Genomic DNA, 16779 nt, shown 5'->3' with positions numbered 1-16779 from the left:
GTCCAGTAGACGACCGCGGCGGCGATCCCGGCCGCCGCCGCCCCCGCGACCCAACGCACCGCGCCGGCTGACGCCTTCCCCACAGCAGCGGACGTCGACGGCGTGCTGAGCGAGGCGCCCGCCGGGCCGTTCGCCCCGGTCAGCACGGCGTGCACGGGAGCGTCGGCGGGCAGCGGCACCATGACCAGACCCGCCAGCAGCGCCTCGGGCGGGGCGAGGTCGCGATGGCGGTCGGCGCAGGACCGGCAGTCGCGGACGTGCTTGGCGATCCGCTTGCGCCACAGCGGCGACGGACGTCCGTCCCATCCGGCGAGCAGCGGGCCGAGCGCGCCGCACCGCCGGCCGCTCACCACCCGCACGACGGCGCGGCACGTCGCCAGCTGCTTCTTCATCCGCTGCACCCGGACGGCCGCGTGCGGCGCCGACAGCCCGAGCCCGTCCGCCAGTTCCCTGCGGGTGAGATGCCCGGACGCCTCGAGCCACCACAGCGCGAGGAGTTCGCGCTCGTCCGCGTCCAGCCACCGCGTCGCCTCGGCGATCTCCCGGCGCTGCTCCGACAGCTCCAGCCGCAGGACGGCCAGCTCGGCGAAGTCGTCCTCGGCCCCCGCGACCTGGGCCATGGCCTGCGGATCCAGCGGCGTCCGGCCGCGCTGGGACCTCCAGCGGCGCCGCACCTGGTTCATGGCGATCGAGACCAGCCAGGACCGGAACCGCGCCGGCTCGCGCAGCCCGTCGAGCCCGCCGAGCGCGCGGAGCACCGACTCCTGGACGACGTCGTCCACGTCGGCATGGCCGCCGAGCGCCCAGCCGACCACGTTGTAGAGCAGCGGCAGATGCTCGGTGACCAGCCGGTCCCGGGCGTCGGCGTCCCCGTCCTGCGCCGCCCGGACCAGCACGTCCACATCCGTGCCCACACGCATCCTCGTCCTCCAGAGAGTCTTCGCCGTACCTGCTGCAGACCTCCGAGATCACCGCGAATAACAACAAGCCCGCCGATTCTCCACCCTCTGCCGTCGAGTCGGGCGCCCCGCGGCCCGTAGGCCGGCCCGCACACGGCGAGCAGGGCCAGGTCTTCGGTCACGTCCTCGAACCGGTGCTCCTCACCCGCGGGTACGAAGGTCACCGAGCCCGGGCTCACCGCCGCCGAACCGCCGCCGAACCGCCGTCGCCCGTCCGGATACCCCGCCATTGAGGGCACAGCAGCCCTCGATCGTCCTCAGAAGTACCCTTTATCCCGCTTAGGTACGACCCAAATCGGAGGACCATTCCCGTTTCACTGCCTTGCGACCAGCAAAAAGGCACATATGGCAAGATCTGGTCACGTCGCATTTTTGGCTCTATAGTTTCGGCTCATGCTAAAGCGGAATATTGCGCTGACTGTTGGCGTGGGCCTCACCACGGTCGCTGCGGCGGCCTCGATGGCCCTGTCCTCGGACGGGAAGGCCCGTTCGATCACCCTCTCGGCAGCGCAGACCTCCGCACCATGCGAGAACTCTGCCGGCCGGCCGTGGTGCGACCGTTCGCTCAACTCCGACCGGCGCGCGAACCTGCTGCTCAAGGCGCTGACCGAGAGCGAGAAGCTCGCGCTGATGGCCGGGGACGACATGGTCGGCCCACTGCGCGCCGCCGACGACGCGCGCTTCCGAGCTGGAACGGTCCACGGCAACGTCCGCCTCGGCATCCCCGACCTGCACCTGGTGGACGCCGGATCGATGGGCGTCAAACAGGGACCGAACACCGGGCTGGCGGCCGGGCTGTCGCTGGCCGCCACCTTCGACACCCGCGCCGCCGCGTCCGCGGGCTCCCTGGTGGCCGACGAGGCGGCCAAGCGCGGCAACGACGTCGTCCTCGGCCCGGCGACCGACATCATGCGCGTCCCGCAGGGCGGCCGCACGTTCGAGTCCTACGGCGAGGACCCGCTGCTGTCCGCGCGCATGGGCGCGTCCTGGATCCGGGCCGTCCAGCAGGACGGGCTGATGGCGCAGGTGAAGCACTTCCCCGCCAACAACCAGGAGGCGAACCGCTACTGGGTCAACGCGGTCATCCCCGAGCGGGCGCTGCGGGAGATCTACCTGCCGCCGTTCGAGGCGGCGGTCGTGGACGGCGAAGCGGCCTCGGTGATGTGCGGCTACAACCGGGTCAACGGGAAGCCGAGCTGCTCGAACGCCGCGCTGCTGGACGGCGTGCTCCGCAAGCAGTGGGGCTTCGAGGGCTTCGTCGTCAGCGACTGGCTCCTCGGCACCAAGAACACCCACGAGTCAGTGAAGGCGGGTCTCGACCTGGAGATGCCCATCGGCGTCTTCTACACCCCGCTCGCACTGCGCGCCGCGCTGTTCACCGGCAAGATCACATGGGCCGACATCGATCGCAGCCTCACCACCCGTTTCCGGGCGATGTTCGCCTACGGCATGTTCGACCAGCCGAAGCGTCCCGCCGACATGCAGATCGACTACGCCGGGCACGCCGCCGAGGCCCAGAAGCTGTCCGAGCAGGGCATCACCCTGCTGCGGAACACCGGCGGCGTCCTGCCGCTGAAGACGGGCGCGAAGGTGGCGGTCATCGGCAAGGCGGCCGACCAGTTCCGCTCCGGCATCGGCTCGATGCACGTCAGGCCTGCGTCGACCATCACCGCGCGGCAGGGCATCACCGCCCGCGGCGGCGCCGACGCGGTCACCTTCGACGATGGCGCGGACCTGGCCTCCGCCGCACGCACGGCCGGCGCCGCCGAGGTCGCCGTCGTGGTCGTCGCGGACGCCCGCGCCGAGGACGGAGACCTCGCCTGCCTGACCCTGGCGTGCGGCGCGGCCAACGACACGGCGCTCGGCAACCAGGACAAGCTGATCGAAACGGTCGCGAAGGCCAATCCCAACACCGTCGTGGTGATGCAGACCGGTGGCCCGGTACTGATCCCGTGGGCGTCCAAGGTGCGGGGCATCGTCCAGGCTTGGTACTCCGGGGGGCACGGCGGCACCGCCATCGCCCGCGTCCTGTACGGGGACGTCGATCCGGGCGGACGCCTGCCGGTCACCTTCCCCGCCCGCGCCGCCGACGCCCCCGCCGCCGGAAACCCGTCCCAGTATCCCGGCGTGCTCGGCAACGCCGTTTACAGCGAAGGGGTATTCATCGGTTACCGCCATTACGACAAGAAGGGCCTTATCCCGGCGTTTCCGTTCGGCCACGGCCTCTCCTACACGACGTTCAGGCTGTCGGGCGTGAAAGCCACTCGGACGGGCGTCAGCGTCACCGTCACGAACACGGGCGGGCGTAGCGGCTACGCCGTCCCGCAGTTGTACCTCGGCCTGCCCGGCACCAAGAAGGCGCCGCAGCCGCCCAAGCAGCTGAAGGGCTTCACAAAGCTGGCGCTGTCGCCGGGCCAGTCCGCTCGGGTGACCTTCCCCTTGGACGCCCGCGCCTTCTCCTACTGGGACGAGACCAGGTCGTCCTGGCGGAAGGCGTCCGGCTGCACGAAGGTGATGGTGGGCACCTCGTCCCGAGCCATAACCCAGACCACCGCCCTCTGCTGATCGCCGTCCTGTGGGGCAGATTCCAGACGGGGATTAGGCAGAATTCTATACTCCTTGAAATCAACATTGAACTTCTAACCGCCGTTGTCTCATAGAGAGAAGCAGTCCTCTCAACTAGCCTCCGGGGAGACGGCCCCCGAGGAGGTTAATTCGACACGACATGCCTATGAGCATGCGGTTCCCGTAGTCGACCGGCCGCCCATACGCCCGTCCGGGCCTCAGGACGGCACTTTGAAGGACGTCGGAGCCCCGGGCGGCCGCCCCCACCCCGCAGGAGTCTCCCCATGTTCCGAAAGATCACGGCTGCATTGGCCATCGCCCTCGGTATGGCGTTCCTCGTGCCCGCGCTGGCCGCCGTCCCCGCATCCGCCTCGCCCCCGGCCGCGGCCGCCGTCCGGACGATCTACTACGACGCCGGCGGCGCCCAGGAGTTCAGGGCGGCCGTCGACGAAGGCGCCGCCGCATGGAACGCCGCCGTGCCGGCGATCCGGCTGGTGCCCGCGTCCGGGTCACAGGCCACCGTCAAGGTGTACGCCGACAACGGCTGGCCGCGCACCTACATGTACGGCTTCGGCCGGGCCGTCATCTACATGGGCCGCGAGGCGGTCAACGACGGCTTCTACCCGCCGAGGATCGCCGCGCACGAACTCGGCCACGCCCTCGGCCTGCCCGACAACCGCAACGGACGCTGCGACTACCTGATGTCGGGCCACAGCTCGCCGGTCTCCTGCACGAGCACCACCCCGCACTCGACCGAAGCAGCACAGGTCACCCGCAACGCAGGCGCCCGCGTCCCGGCACTCGCCACCGCCCGGCAACTCCAGTACGCGGACTGCTTCATATTCTGATGAGGCGGACTCGCCGACATCGCCCTGGCCAGCGAAACCCGGCGCGGCACACCGGCCACGGCCGCGGTAATGCCGCCACTGCCGGCGAAGTCTCCGGGCGTACGTCATCTCGCGAGGCGGCCTGGGGGTGCGCGCTGTGCGGCGCGCACCACCGGGCCGGCCTCCGAAGCTCGCCCCCGGGTCTCAGGGGCGACGAATCACCAGCAGGCGTAGCCCTCGCCGTAGCGGAGCAGCACCGGTGCCGTCTGGGTGACCTTGCCGTCAGTCGCCCACACCTCGGCGTGATAGTCGCCGACGGGGGCGGCGGCGTACGTGACCCCGATGAAGCCGTTGATGATGTGCGTATCGTTGCTACCGGGTTGAATCGTCCCCTCGGTGCTGGACGAACCGGGCGGCAGCTTCCTGACCCCGTACGTGAGGGTGGTCGTCCACGTCCCGCTCACCTGTACCAGCAGGTAGCTCTGCGTGCCTCCACCGGGGACACAGAACCTCTGGCCGATGTCGTTCAGAGTCCAGGTCGAGGTCGTCGCACCGGCCGGAACCGCGGCCAGGCCCATCACCAGCACGGCCAGCATTCCGACGACGAGGCCGACACCGTGTCGGACCGATCTCATCCGTTACCTCCTGAAGTGGTGTTCGGATCAGGTCCCCCCTCCTTGATGATGATCTGTGAACGCCTGACCGCGAAGCAAGGAGCTTTCACACATTGCATTGGCGCCGAACAAGAGGTCTGACACATTGTGGTGACGGGACAAAAGTGCTGACGCTCCCGACGTGGCACCGTCCTGGGAACACCGACCTCTGAGACGTCCACGAGCGCCTCACCGACCTGCTCACCGTGCATTTCGGATTCGGTGTCTTCGCCACGAACGCCGCGCTGAGATTCGGTGAAACGGCACGCGGTTTCTCTGTCCAGCCCTCGGTGATGCCCGCCGGATTTTGGCCGACCTGGTCGCGGTCCGGGTGACGACGACTTCGCGTCAGCCGAGGGAGGTGACGATGCCGGCCAACTCGTCGGGTATCGAGAGGAATGGCGAGTGGGAGGCGTCGAGCGCGACGACGGACGTCGGGTTGTCCGGAAAGGCCGCGTCGGCCTCGGCGACGAACCTCGCCTGCAGGGCCGGCCTGATCGCCTTGTCCCGTGCGCAGGTGAGGTACGTGCGCCGCACCGATCCCCATCCATCGTCGGTCAGGGCAGTGGTGCCGAGCATGATGCCGAGGGGACCGTCCGGCGTCAGCAGGCCCGTGGCGGCGTCGGCGAGGACCGGGGCGACGTCTGCGTAGAACGCCTCGTAGAGCCGCTGCCGGTAGGCCGCGTCGGCCGTGGCGAGGTCCAGCCGCAGCGCGCCCGTCCGGGCCGGGTCGCCCCGCAACAATGGCGCGACCTGATCGTCTGCGGCCTCGGGCGTCCGCGTGTAGGCCGCGGCCGGCACGCCGGACGCCGGCATGTAGGCCGAAAGGTACGCCGCGTGCGCGACCAGTTCCGGCGCCTGCTGGGCCACTCGCGTCAGTACGGGGCCCGCGGCGCTGTGGGCGACCACGGTGACCGGTTCGCCACCACCGATCCGCTTGATCTTCGAAGTCAGCAACGCGGCCGCGTCGTCGAGACTCACGTCCGCGACGGGCGAAACCTCCGTGTCGACTGCCTCGGGGCTGTACGGCTGTCCGGTGAACCACCGGGGACGGCGGGCGTACAGCCCGTGCCCCGCCATGTCCACCGCGACGGCCAGACGACCGGCGGCTATCACACGGGGGATGACTTCGCTCCAGCACCATGAGCCGTGCCAGAAACCGTGAACGAATACCAGCGTGGAGGTGGGGGGCATCGATTCTCCCTGGTGGCAGTTACAAGGTGGTCGTTCTCGGCTGGTCGGTCAGACGGTGAGCAGCACCTTGGTGGCGCGGCGCTCGTCCATGGCCTGATAGCCCTCGGCGGCCTGGTCGAGGGGCAGGGTGAGGTCGAAGACCGCGCCGGGGTCGATGGTCCGGTCCCAGATTAGCTGGATCAGCTCGGGCAGGAACCGGCGTACGGGGGCGGGGCCGCCGTGCAGGTGCACTCCGGAGAAGAACAGTTCGCGCCCGTCGAGTTGGACGTCGTGCGCGACGCCGACGTAGCCGACGTGGCCGCCCGGACGGGTGGCACCGATGGCCTGCCGCATGGACTCCCGAGTACCGACCGCCTCGATGACCGAGTGCGCACCGTACCCGCCGGTGAGCTTTTTGATCCGGGCCACACCGGCGTCGCCGCGCTCTTCGACGATGTCGGTGGCGCCGAACCGGCGGGCCAGGGCCTGCCGGGCGCGGTGGCGGCTGAAGGCGATGACGCGCTCGGCGCCTCGCTGCCTGGCGGCCAGGACGGCCAGCAGGCCGACGGCACCGTCGCCGACCACGGCGACGGTCTTGCCGGGGCCGGCTTCGGCGGCCCCGGCGGCGAACCAGCCGGTGCCCAGCACGTCGGACGCGGCCAGCAGCGAAGGGACCAGGGCGGCTTCGGGCGCGCCCGGTGTGGCCACGAGCGTGCCATCCGCCAGCGGGACCCGGACGAGTTCGGCCTGTGCGCCGATCGACCCCATCGGCACGCGGTGGACGCAGTGGGACTGGTACCCGGCCCGGCAGCTCTCACAGGTGTTGTCCGAGGCGAAGAACGAGCCGACGACGAAGTCACCGACCTCGATGTTGCGCACCGCACCGCCGACCTGCTCGACGACGCCGACGTACTCGTGGCCCATCGGTCTGGGGCCCTCGCTCTTGTCCGCGCCGCGATAGGCCCACATGTCGGTCCCGCAGACGCAGGTCGCGCTCGTCCGGACGATCGCGTCGGTCGGCTCCAGGATCCGCGGGTCCGCGCGCTCCTCGATCCGGACGTCGCCGGGGGCGTGCATGACGGCTCCACGCATGGTCGGTACTCCTTCGTTCGCCGGGGCGTGTCGACTCCAGGGAACACCGGCACGGGCGTGCGCGAGAGTCCCTGGCGTGACGTTCCCTGGCAGGGCACCCCTCGCCCGCGCCGGTCCGCCGTACGCTCGGTGGATGGACAACCGTCACCAGGTGCGCGAGTTCCTCATGTCGCGACGCGCCAAGGTCACCCCCGCGCAGGCGGGCCTGCCGGCCGGGCGGGGCCGCCGGGTGCCCGGGTTGCGCCGCAGCGAGGTCGCGATGCTCGCCGGCGTGAGCGTGGAGTACTACTCGCGGCTCGAGCGAGGCGCCATCCGGGGTGCGTCCGCCGCCGTCCTGAACGCCATCGCCGACACGCTGCACCTCGACGACGCCGAACGCGCGCACCTGTTCGACCTGGCCCGCACCGCCGACGGCATCCCCGCGTCCGGGCGGCGGCGCCGAGCGGCCCGACAGGCCCCCGTAGGCCCCAGCCTCACCTGGGCGCTGGAAGCGATCACCGGCGCCGTCGCGTTCGTCCGCAACCCGAGGACGGACGTCCTGGCCGTCAACGCCCTCGGCCGGGCGTTCTACTCACCGCTGATCGGCGACGCCGGACGCGTCCCGAACCTGGCGCGGTTCCTGTTCCTCGACCCCGCCTCGCGCGACTTCTACCCCGACTGGGACCGCTTCGCGCAGACGAGCGTGGCGATCATCCGTGCCGAGGCCGGACGAGACCCCCACGACCGCGGCCTTCAGGACCTCGTGGGTGAACTCTCCACCCGGAGCGAGACGTTCCGCAGGCTGTGGGGCGCCCACGACGTGCGCATCCTCGGCACCGGCACCAAACGCTTCCACCACCCCGAGGTCGGCGAACTCGTCCTCGCCCACGAGGAGCTCGCCGTCACCGCCGAACCCGGCCTGATGCTCATGATCTACACCGCCGAGCCCGGGTCGGCGTCCGCCGAACGACTCCGGCTCCTGGGCTCCCTCGCCACCGAGCCCGCATCCACCACGTGAACCGGCCGGGACGACCACGTCCCCAATAAAAGTTCACTGGCCGTCAACCTGGCCTTCGGCCAGTACATCCTCTATTGCTTGAAAGAAGCGAGGCAGTAGGAGCAACGCCCTGTCGAGGAGAGGCAGATCAACGTCTCCAAGGGCCGGGACGACATGCGGTACGCACTGCAGCAGACTCGTCGCGCCTGAACGCCAGCGCCGGCATGATGCCTGCCGCCTCAGCACATCAACCGCCTCCACTGCTCGATGAGGCGCTGTCGCCGCCGGTGGCGGGCGCGGGGCACGGCCGCGACGCCGGCACTCCGAGGCCGTGCCCGTCCACGCCGTCAGTGGGCAGTGCGGTAGTCGGCGTACTCCCGGACGAGGAGGTCGTGGGGCAGCGCGGGCCAGCGGCTGAGGGCGCCGGTGTGGCGGTCGACGATCAGAACGGGGTGCGGGTCGTCGGAGGGCGCCGTGGTCGCGCAGGTGATGAAGCCGTCCGCGAACTCCTCGACGATCACCGGCACGGGACGTCCGCCGCGGGCGAAGTGGGCGTCGGCGCGGCGCCACGCCTCGGCTCGGTCGACCGGGGCCGGGCGGACGCCGTAGGCGGCCAGGACGTCTGCGACGCCGTGCAGGGTGCGGCAGTCGAGGGTCCCGCAGCCCCGGCAGATCTGCCGGCCGTGCCCGTCGCCGCCGGGGCGGTGAGCCGACAGGACGCAGGTCAGCGCGGCACTGCAGGCGAGGACGAGGCGCCGCGACTGCGCGACGAACTCGCGGCTGTGCGGGTCGAGGCGCCCGTGCTGGACGAGGGCGGCGTCGATGGAGTGGGCGTCGGCGCGCATCGCGGCGGTCATCGCGGCGTGGACGCGGCGGTGCACCTGGTCGTGCGTCCGGGAGGCCGGTTCGGTCACGCCGCCCACTCCCCCGCGAAGACGGCGGTGACCGTGCGGCCCTCGCCGTTGCCGTGCCAGCCCCAGCTGTCGGCGGTGAGCGAGATCGTCCGCAGCCCGCGCCCGGACTCGGCGAGGTCGGCCGCCTCCTGCGCGGCGGGCTCGCCCGGTCCGCCCTGGTCGGTGACCGACACCGCGACACGGCCGCCGTCCTGGACGATCTCGACGGTGAAGGAGCCGCCGTCCTGCCCGGACTTGGTGTGCCGCAAGGCGTTGACGACCATCTCGTCGGCGGCGAGCAGGACGTCGTCCAGGTAGGGGCAGCCGGCGAGCAGGCAGCCGGCGAACCGGCGGACGGCGCGGGCCTGCTCGAGCCCGCCGGGGAAGGAACGCCGCCACCGCAGCGGCGCCGGAAGCATCGTCGGGAACATCGGAACACCTCGGGTCGTGGGCACGGACATCGCGGATCGCTCGGGACTCCCCTGCTCCGCACACCGATCGTCACAGGAAGTCGCCGCACGGTCACGAAGAATCCGCGCAAAGACGCCCCCAGGACGTGGATCGGCACGGGCACCGCTCACGCGCCCAATTCCCGCACGTGCGAATTTCCATCACACGCCCCACACATCCCCACCCACTGATCGTATGAGATCCGAACGTTCAAATCTCTAACGCACGCCATTTGATTCGCCCTCTCGCCAGCCCGTCCAGCAAATGTTGGCAATACGCATGGAAGGCGTGATAAAAATCCGCTGGGTCGCAACGCCGACCATTGAGACGGCCATTGAGGAGACTGATGCACAGAGATCCGGAAACGCCTCCGCCGTGGGGGCGGGCGACGAGCACCGACTGCCCGGTCGGGGTTCCGCAGCAGGCGTGGATCGAGGCGTCGCTGGCCTGGTTCGTCCGCGAGTTCGGCCGGGAACGGGCCGCCCGGAACGTCGTCCTGCCGGGCCCTGATCTGCCGTCCGCCGCGTACACGGGGACGCCCGAGCAGGTCGGCGCGCTGGTCTCGCGGGTGTGCGGGCTGATGGGCGTCGACCCCGCCGGGATCACCGTGGAGCTCTTCGGCCGGGCGGGCGAGGACGCGGCGGCGACACGGAAGGAACGGCGCACGGTCGGCCACTACAGCGTCAGGAATGGCCGGACGGTCATCGGGCTGGACGTCACGGAGGCGTCCGACGCCGCCTATCTGATCGCCGTCATCGCGCACGAACTGTGCCATGTCCGGCTGCTCGGCGAGGGCCGGATCAGCGCCGACCGCAAGGACCACGAACGTCTCACCGATCTGCTCACCGTGTATTTCGGATTCGGTGTCTTCACCACGAACGCCGCGTTGAGGTTCGGCGAGGCGGCGCGCGGTTTCTCCGTCCAGCCCCTCGGCGAACTGGACGAGCGCACCCTGAACGCGGCCCGCAACGACGGCTTCTCACGGCTCGGCTACCTCACCGAGCGCGAGTTCGGCTACGCGATGGCCTGCCATGCCTGGCTGCGCCGCGAGGCCGAGCCGGCGTGGGCCGGGCATCTCGACCCAGGGCCCCGCGCGTTCCTGTGGGAGGGCCTCGCCTACCTGGACCGGGTCGCCGAGCCGGGGGTGCTGCCCACCCGCCGGACCGGCACCGTCCCGGTCTCGATCCGCGTGGTGCCGAAGACCGACCCCGTGTGGCTCAGCGGCCTGTACCTGATGACCACCCGCGGCAAGTGGCCACCGGACACCCCGGGGCACCGTCCGTCCTGAGCCGCCCGGCCCCGTCCGTGCCCGTCCCGCCCGGGGTCATGGAGCAACTGCGGCGATCGTGACCGGGCGGCCCGCCTCGTCCGCGACGATCTGGCGGGCGAGCGCGGCGACTTGTTCGCGGAGATCTTCGGGCGGCGCCGACAAATCGAGCGTCGTCTCCACGATCTGGACGTCCTCGGTACCGGTGATGACGTGGGTATGCGTCTCAGTCTTGGACGCGTACACCAGGTAGGCGCGGCGGAGCCTCATCGCCGTGCAGTAGGCGAGCATCTGATACAGGTCCTGCTGCGGCGTGTCCCCGGTCTTGTACTTGGCGTCCACAACGGCCAGAGGGCGCCCGTCGGCAGTGGAGAGGAGGAGGTCGGGGCGGAGCCGCACGCGATGTGCGGTGTCGAGATGGTGGCGCTCGTCCTGGAGCCGCACCGTCCCGCCGTACGGCCGGAGCGCTTCGCCGAGGGCGACGCAGACGAAATCCTCGAAGACCCGCCACATCTCCAGCATCAGCCCGTCCACCCGAACGCTGGTGCCGTCACCGAGTTCGTAGGAGGCGCCGCGCAGCACGAGGTCGGCGATGCCGAGGGCGGTGTGGTAGCGGGTATTGAGCCGGGACGGTGTCCAGGCCGGCAGCGGGCGGCCGGGGACGAGCCGTTCCACGCCGTCCAGCCTCAGCGGCAGGTGGCGCAGCAGCCTGCGGGTGCCGGACGGCACGCCCGGCAGGCGCAGCAGCCGGTGAGTCGCGGCGAGCAGGAGCCGGTTCTCGGGGATGTCGACGGTGTAGTCGTCGTAGCGCACCTCGACCGGCACCGGAAATCCGTGCCGCCGCTGGATCTGCTCCTTGACGCGGATGCGGCCGCGCACGACCGGCAGCGCCTCCTCCGTCTCCCGGTACCCGAGGAGGACACCCTGGCCCAGGGCCCGTTCGGCGGCACGCGCGAACGCGTGGGCGAGCGCGGGCAGCAGCTCGGTCCGCTCCCCGGCGTCGACCTCCTCCCGCCTCCAGCCGCGCGCCTTCCGCGCGTAGCCGAGAAGGTGGAGCAGGCGGTCGATCGGCGTCTTCGGCCGGACGCGCATCTCCACCCGGCCATGCGGGGGGCCGATCCGGGCGCCGCCGACCAGGCCGTTGTCGCGCAGCCTCCAAAGCCCGGCGCGGGGACCGGGCGCGATGCGCACCAGGTCTGTGGCGGCCAGGATCGCCGCCTGCTCCGCCGTGAGTTCGTGCTCCGTCCAGGGGTCGCTCTCGCCCAGGTGGAGGACGGTCACGTCAGTCGCCGCCGCAGCGCGTCCAGACCGTACCTTGCCTGGACGTCGGTGCCGTCGCCGTAATGGTGCTCCTCCAGGAGCGGCAGGATCTGCGTCCGCCAGATCCGCGCGAGGCCGTCCTCGGTGGCGGCGCTCTCCCGCATCAGGTAGGAGGGGCCGATCTTGAAGTCGCGGTCGTCGATGCGGCCGTTGAGCTCCGCGAGCAGCCGCGCAGGCTCGTCGCCCAGCTCCTCCCTCCGCAGCCACCGCGAGAGGATCTCGCTCGTCGGCGGCTCGTCCGGGTGCAGTTCGACGAACCAGAAGCGGCGCCGCATGGCCGCGTCCACGAGGGCGATGGAGCGGTCGGCGGTGTTCATCGTGCCGATGATGATGACGTTGCGCGGCAGCGTGAAGCCCTGGTCGCCTTCGGAACCGTAGAGCAGGTTGACGGGTTCGCCCCGGTACTCCAGCAGGAAGTACAGCTCTCCGAAGATCTTCGCGAGGTTGCCGCGGTTGATCTCGTCGATGATCAGGACGTAGGGGCGTCCGGGATGGGCGAGCGCCGCGCTGACCAGCCGCCGGAACGGCCCGCGCACGAGATCGAACGAGATCGTCCCGTCTTCGGACTTCGCCGGCCGGTAGCCCTCGAAGAAGTCCTCGTAGGAGTAGGCGGGGTGGAACTGGACGAGCTGGACGCATTCCGGCCGTCCGGAGGTGAGGTGGCGGGCGAGCCGCCGCGCCAGGTAGGTCTTCCCGGTGCCGGGCGGCCCGTAGAAGATGAGCTGCGGCCGCTCGCGCAGCAGCTCCACGCATTCCTGCAGCCATTCCCGGCCGATGAGCAGCTTCGCTGCGAGATCGTCGGTCGCGTCGGGGACGCGCATCGTCCGCTCGGCCACTTCGACGTGCTCACCGAGCAGCTTCTCGAGTTCCGGCACGAACATGGTCAGCTCGACGATGTCGGTGTCGGGGTTGCCGACCAGGACGGAGAACTCGTCCGGAAGGTCGTCGTAGTCGATGGGCCGGTCGGTGTTGCGCCATTCCACGGCGCGCTGCAGGTTGGCGCGCTCTCCCACACTGCTGACGAAGGACGGAGGTCCCGCGATCTCCCCGAGGTAGATGTCGCTGCCGTTGTTGGTGACGACGATGTCGTTCTCTCCCATGCGGGAGAGGAAGGCGTGGAACGCGGCGGTCAGCCGCGACCGATCCTGCGTCCCGGCACCGGAGTAGTCGTCCCGCACCGCTTCCTCGACGTCCTCACGGGACGCCCCGGGCGGCAGGTCGCGCAGCCGGGACGCCGGCAGTGAGCACACTCCCTCGGCCAGCCACAGGTCGAGGATCAGCTCGTCCGGCGCCCGGACGAGCCACGCGCGGCGGGACCGGGTCTCCTCGTCGCCGTCCGGGACGGCCATGATCTGGAGTTCGGTGGCGTGCAGCCGGTGGTGCGCGTCGGCCCGGCCGCCGGCCGAGCCGTCCACCAGGGGGACGGAGTCGTCGTCCAGCAGCCGGAGCCATTCCTCCCGTTCCCGCTCGGTGAGGTGCGCTTCGCGCGGCAGGGTCCCGTCGTCGGCGAGCAGCCGGTGCCAGCCTTCCGGCCGGTTGCCGCGAAGCAGCCCGACCAGGGCGGCCGTCTCGATGCCGGCCTCGGACGCCACGTCCGCCACCGATGCCCACACCCGGTCCGGCAGGACGTCGAGGCAGTCGACCGCGGCTTGGAACCGGCCCTTGTTCCGCTTCCAGTAGCTGTAGGCGCTGCGCGCTTTCCCGTAGAACGCCGCGGGGTCCGGATATTCGTGCAAGGCCGCGCGCCCGAGGCCGGTCGCCCACCATTTCTTGCCGTGCCTGTACATATATCCGGCCCGCTGCAGCCTGACGGTCGCGAACCGGAACTGGAGACTCGAGCCACCTTTCCAGCCGTCGTCGCCCGACAGCGCACGCCAGCGTGTCTCCAGGTCCGGATGCGCCGCTAAGACCCGGTCGTACAGCGCGGTGGTGCCGAACCCCTCCGGAGGGGCGAACGGGTCGGGGGCCACCAGGGTTCGCATGGCGGCGAAGGCCATCTCCGCGACGGCATCGGTACGGTCGGTCACCCGATCAAGGTTCGCAGCCGCATACCGGTCTCGCCAGGGATTCGCCGCTTCCGGCCCGGCCGCGCGATCTTGTCCCTCACCGTCCGCGGCCGTGGCGGGCGGACGGGCCGGCGGCGCCTCCGGGCGGGCATCGGCTTCTCCGGTCGCGGCCGGGGTCAGTCGAGGAGGGCGGTGGCTTCGACTTCGACCAGGACGTCCTCCTCGAAGAGGTAGTCGACCCCGATCAGGGACGCCGGGGGCATCGGGAGCCGCAGTCCGATCTCCTCGGCGACGGCCTCCACGCCGGCCATGAAGTCGCCGATCTTGTCGGGGCTCCACTTGGTGACATAGAAGGTCAGGCGCAGCACGTTGTCGAACGTCGCGCCCGCTCCCGCCAGGCCGGTCGCGGTGTTGCGCAGGGCGTGGGCGACCTGCCCGGCCAGGTCGCCCGGAGCGACCGGGGCGCCGTCGGCCTGCCGGGCGACCTGCCCGCTGACGTGCACGTGCCGGGTCCCGGTGCCCACGGCCACATGGTGGTAGGGGGTGGGCTGCAGCATGCCTTCGGGAGTGAGGTACTGGACGGACATGAGGTGTTCCTCCTTGACTAGGTATCGCTAAGCTACTTAGTGCATGAAGGACACTGCAACGAAACCAGGTTTCAGCATGGATACCGACCCCCCGATCAGCCTTGACGCCGCACACCGCGAACTGCTCGACCAGGTCCTCGACAAGTGGTCCCTCAGCGTCCTCAACGAGCTGTGCGAACGCCCCTGCCGATTCAACGAACTCCGCCGGGCCATCCCCGCGGTCACCCAGAAATCCCTGACCGCCACCTTGCGACGGCTCGAACGCAACGGCGTCGTCGAACGCCAGGTCACCTCCACCCGCCCGGTCGCTATCACCTACCGGATCACCCCGCTCGGCAAGACCCTCCGCGACCCCGTCGACGTCCTGCTGACCTGGGCCTCCGCGCACATGCCCGCCATCGAACGCGCCCGCGACGCCTTCGACGCCCAAGAGGACGCAGGAAGCTGAACTCAGCATCAGCCGGGGCCAGAACGGCCGCTGCACCTACCGCCTCTATCCGCCCGGGGCGGACCGGTCCCTGCGCCCGGCGCCGCGTGGAGGGAGCCGGGGGCGACCAGCCGCCCGGGCAGTGCCGTGGAGGTCTCCGGCAGCGCGAGGAGTCGCCCTGGAGCGCCCGCCGGGTAGAGGCTGGGCGGCTCCTTCGACCCGGAGCTGTCATCTCGGGTTCATCCGGCGCTGTTGCACGCGATCTGGGCCAAGCGGGGGCGCATGTCCGGTGGGATCGTCTCCGGCACCGACTTGACCACCTTGCCCCCCTTCAGCGTGATGCGCAGGGCGGTCAGCGACTTCGGAACCGGCGCGTTGTCGGCAAGGCAGATCGCCGCACCCAGCCGGATCTGTCCGTCTTGCACGTGAGCATGCTGGACGAGGTCACGGGCGGTGAGTTTCGCGGTGAAGTCCTTGTCGGTGCCGAGCGCTCCGGCCGAGTAGAAGGGAGCCGGGCCGGTGCCGGCGAAGCCGTACCCGACCGCCACCGCGTCGGGGGCGACCGCCGTGACTCGTCCGGCCCGGCCATCGTAGGCAACGCTGTCGATCCGTTCCGGCAGCGGTTTCCCTCCGAGCTTCGCGCACTCCTTCGCCGGCGCCGACCCCAGCGCGGATTCCGAACTCTGCGAGAGGACGACCGCCGCGGCGACGAGTTCCTCGCGGTTGTGGACGATGAGCCACCGCTGGTCGGGTGTGTGGTTGACGTCCTCCCCCGCCTACATGCGGGGGATTTCAGCCCGTCCCCTACGCAGGGAGGAGAGCAGGTGGGGGTTCGCGGTTCACCGGCCGGGCTGCCGCCCCGCCTCCCCGCGCGGCCACCGTGCGTCCCACGGCGGTGTCCTTGATGTTGCGGGCGGCGTTGACGTCGGCGTTGGCCCGGTGCCCGCAGGCCGTGCACCGGAACACCGCTTGGCTCTCGCGGTTGTCCCGGGCGCGGTGCCCGCACGCATGACAGGTCTGCGACGTGTACGCCGGGTCGACCTTGACGACCCGTCCGGGCGCCTTGTGCTCCAGGCGGGTCACGAGCCGCCCCCACCCGGCGGCCAGGATGCCCCGGTTGAGCCCGGCCTTCTGCCGGACATTGACGCCGGGGGCCTCAAGGGTGCCTTTGGCGGAGCGGGTCATGCCCCGCACGTTCAAGTCCTCGACGGCGATGACGTCGAAGCGGCGCGCCAGATCCGTCGAGGTCTTCTCCACCCAGTCCTTGCGCCGGTCGGCCTCACGCGCCTTCAGCCGGGCTATGGCGGCCTTGACGCGGGCACGCCGGTTCGACCCCCGTTCTGCGCGGGCCAGGCGGCGCAGCAGCCGCTTCAGGCGCTCGGCCTCCCCCGGTGTCAGGCCCGGCACGGTACAGGTCTGGCCGGTGGACAGTGCGGCGCTGACGGCCACGCCCCGGTCGACGCCGACTGCCGCACCGTTGCCGGGCGCGGGAATGGGGTCGGGGATGGCAGCGAATGCGACGTGCCAGCGTCCGGCGCGGTCGCGGGTCACGCGGAACGACTTCACCCCGGGCGGGACGGGGCG

Annotated in this window: 16 protein-coding genes; 5 read left to right on the top strand and 11 right to left on the bottom strand. The window is 70.8% G+C overall.

What is annotated here, in order from left to right; translation table 11 throughout:
• Positions 1 to 914 (bottom strand): RNA polymerase sigma factor (locus tag E1284_RS28440; RefSeq protein WP_207923994.1); only part of this gene is annotated, 914 nt, incomplete at its 3' end.
• A 471-nt stretch (positions 915 to 1385) separates the two neighbouring features.
• Here E1284_RS28440 and E1284_RS28430 point away from each other — a divergent pair.
• Together E1284_RS28430 and E1284_RS28425 are read left to right on the top strand one after the other, a co-directional pair.
• The gene (locus tag E1284_RS28430; protein WP_165965462.1) at positions 1386 to 3524 is read left to right on the top strand and encodes a beta-glucosidase; all 2139 of its coding nucleotides are present in this window, start codon (positions 1386 to 1388) and stop codon (positions 3522 to 3524) included.
• A gap of 284 nt (positions 3525 to 3808) precedes the next feature.
• Entirely contained in the window at positions 3809 to 4372 is a 564-nt protein-coding gene (locus tag E1284_RS28425; RefSeq protein ID WP_131943226.1) for a snapalysin family zinc-dependent metalloprotease, read from the top strand.
• 197 nt (positions 4373 to 4569) lie between these two features.
• On the opposite strand, the gene E1284_RS28420 is transcribed toward E1284_RS28425, so the two are convergent.
• From E1284_RS28420 to E1284_RS28410, 3 genes are all read right to left on the bottom strand, one after another.
• Positions 4570 to 4986 carry a DUF5980 family protein gene (locus E1284_RS28420; RefSeq protein ID WP_131943225.1) on the bottom strand — a complete coding sequence of 139 codons (417 nt, stop codon included), beginning with the start codon at positions 4984 to 4986 and terminating at the stop codon, positions 4570 to 4572.
• Positions 4987 to 5352: 366 nt separating this feature from the next.
• Positions 5353 to 6198 (bottom strand): alpha/beta fold hydrolase, encoded by an 846-nt coding sequence (locus E1284_RS28415; protein WP_131943224.1) that lies wholly within the window; start codon positions 6196 to 6198, stop codon positions 5353 to 5355.
• Between the two features lie 48 nt (positions 6199 to 6246).
• On the bottom strand, positions 6247 to 7269 hold the full coding sequence (locus E1284_RS28410; protein ID WP_131943223.1) for a zinc-dependent alcohol dehydrogenase family protein: 1023 nt from the start codon (positions 7267 to 7269) through the stop codon (positions 6247 to 6249).
• Between the two features lie 133 nt (positions 7270 to 7402).
• On the opposite strand from E1284_RS28410, the gene E1284_RS28405 reads away from it, so the two are divergent.
• Entirely contained in the window at positions 7403 to 8266 is an 864-nt protein-coding gene (locus tag E1284_RS28405) for a helix-turn-helix domain-containing protein (RefSeq protein WP_131943222.1), read from the top strand.
• A gap of 326 nt (positions 8267 to 8592) precedes the next feature.
• Here the strand turns inward: E1284_RS28405 and E1284_RS28400 are convergent, their stop codons facing one another.
• A complete protein-coding gene (locus tag E1284_RS28400; protein WP_131943221.1) occupies positions 8593 to 9159 on the bottom strand; it encodes a hypothetical protein in 567 nt (188 codons plus the stop codon).
• Positions 9156 to 9569: an ATP-binding protein gene (locus E1284_RS28395; protein WP_131943220.1), complete on the bottom strand. Its 414-nt coding sequence runs from the start codon at positions 9567 to 9569 to the stop codon at positions 9156 to 9158. The genes E1284_RS28400 and E1284_RS28395 overlap by 4 nt, the downstream gene beginning before the upstream one ends.
• A 365-nt stretch (positions 9570 to 9934) precedes the next feature.
• Between E1284_RS28395 and E1284_RS28390 the strand changes: the two genes are divergently transcribed.
• The gene (locus E1284_RS28390) at positions 9935 to 10876 is read left to right on the top strand and encodes a hypothetical protein (RefSeq protein WP_131943219.1); all 942 of its coding nucleotides are present in this window, start codon (positions 9935 to 9937) and stop codon (positions 10874 to 10876) included.
• A gap of 36 nt (positions 10877 to 10912) precedes the next feature.
• On the opposite strand, the gene E1284_RS28385 is transcribed toward E1284_RS28390, so the two are convergent.
• From E1284_RS28385 to E1284_RS28375, 3 genes are all read right to left on the bottom strand, one after another.
• Positions 10913 to 12136 carry an McrC family protein gene (locus E1284_RS28385; protein WP_131943218.1) on the bottom strand — a complete coding sequence of 408 codons (1224 nt, stop codon included), beginning with the start codon at positions 12134 to 12136 and terminating at the stop codon, positions 10913 to 10915.
• Positions 12133 to 14202, bottom strand: a complete 2070-nt coding sequence (locus E1284_RS28380) for an McrB family protein (protein WP_131943217.1) — start codon at positions 14200 to 14202, stop codon at positions 12133 to 12135. The genes E1284_RS28385 and E1284_RS28380 overlap by 4 nt, the downstream gene beginning before the upstream one ends.
• A gap of 155 nt (positions 14203 to 14357) precedes the next feature.
• Positions 14358 to 14768 carry a RidA family protein gene (locus tag E1284_RS28375; RefSeq protein WP_131943216.1) on the bottom strand — a complete coding sequence of 137 codons (411 nt, stop codon included), beginning with the start codon at positions 14766 to 14768 and terminating at the stop codon, positions 14358 to 14360.
• 76 nt (positions 14769 to 14844) lie between these two features.
• Between E1284_RS28375 and E1284_RS28370 the strand changes: the two genes are divergently transcribed.
• Positions 14845 to 15216 carry a winged helix-turn-helix transcriptional regulator gene (locus E1284_RS28370; protein WP_131943215.1) on the top strand — a complete coding sequence of 124 codons (372 nt, stop codon included), beginning with the start codon at positions 14845 to 14847 and terminating at the stop codon, positions 15214 to 15216.
• Between the two features lie 218 nt (positions 15217 to 15434).
• Here the strand turns inward: E1284_RS28370 and E1284_RS28365 are convergent, their stop codons facing one another.
• Together E1284_RS28365 and E1284_RS28360 are read right to left on the bottom strand one after the other, a co-directional pair.
• Positions 15435 to 15743, bottom strand: coding sequence for a hypothetical protein (locus tag E1284_RS28365; protein WP_131943214.1), 309 nt, complete (start codon positions 15741 to 15743; stop codon positions 15435 to 15437).
• 256 nt (positions 15744 to 15999) lie between these two features.
• Positions 16000 to 16779 (bottom strand): RNA-guided endonuclease InsQ/TnpB family protein (locus tag E1284_RS28360; protein WP_131943213.1); only part of this gene is annotated, 780 nt, incomplete at its 5' end.

This window comes from Actinomadura bangladeshensis (genome assembly GCF_004348335.1).
GTDB classification, from domain to species: domain Bacteria; phylum Actinomycetota; class Actinomycetes; order Streptosporangiales; family Streptosporangiaceae; genus Spirillospora; species Spirillospora bangladeshensis.
The sequence above is the reverse complement of the archived record's forward strand: the minus strand, read 5'-3'. Positions and strand labels throughout refer to the sequence as shown.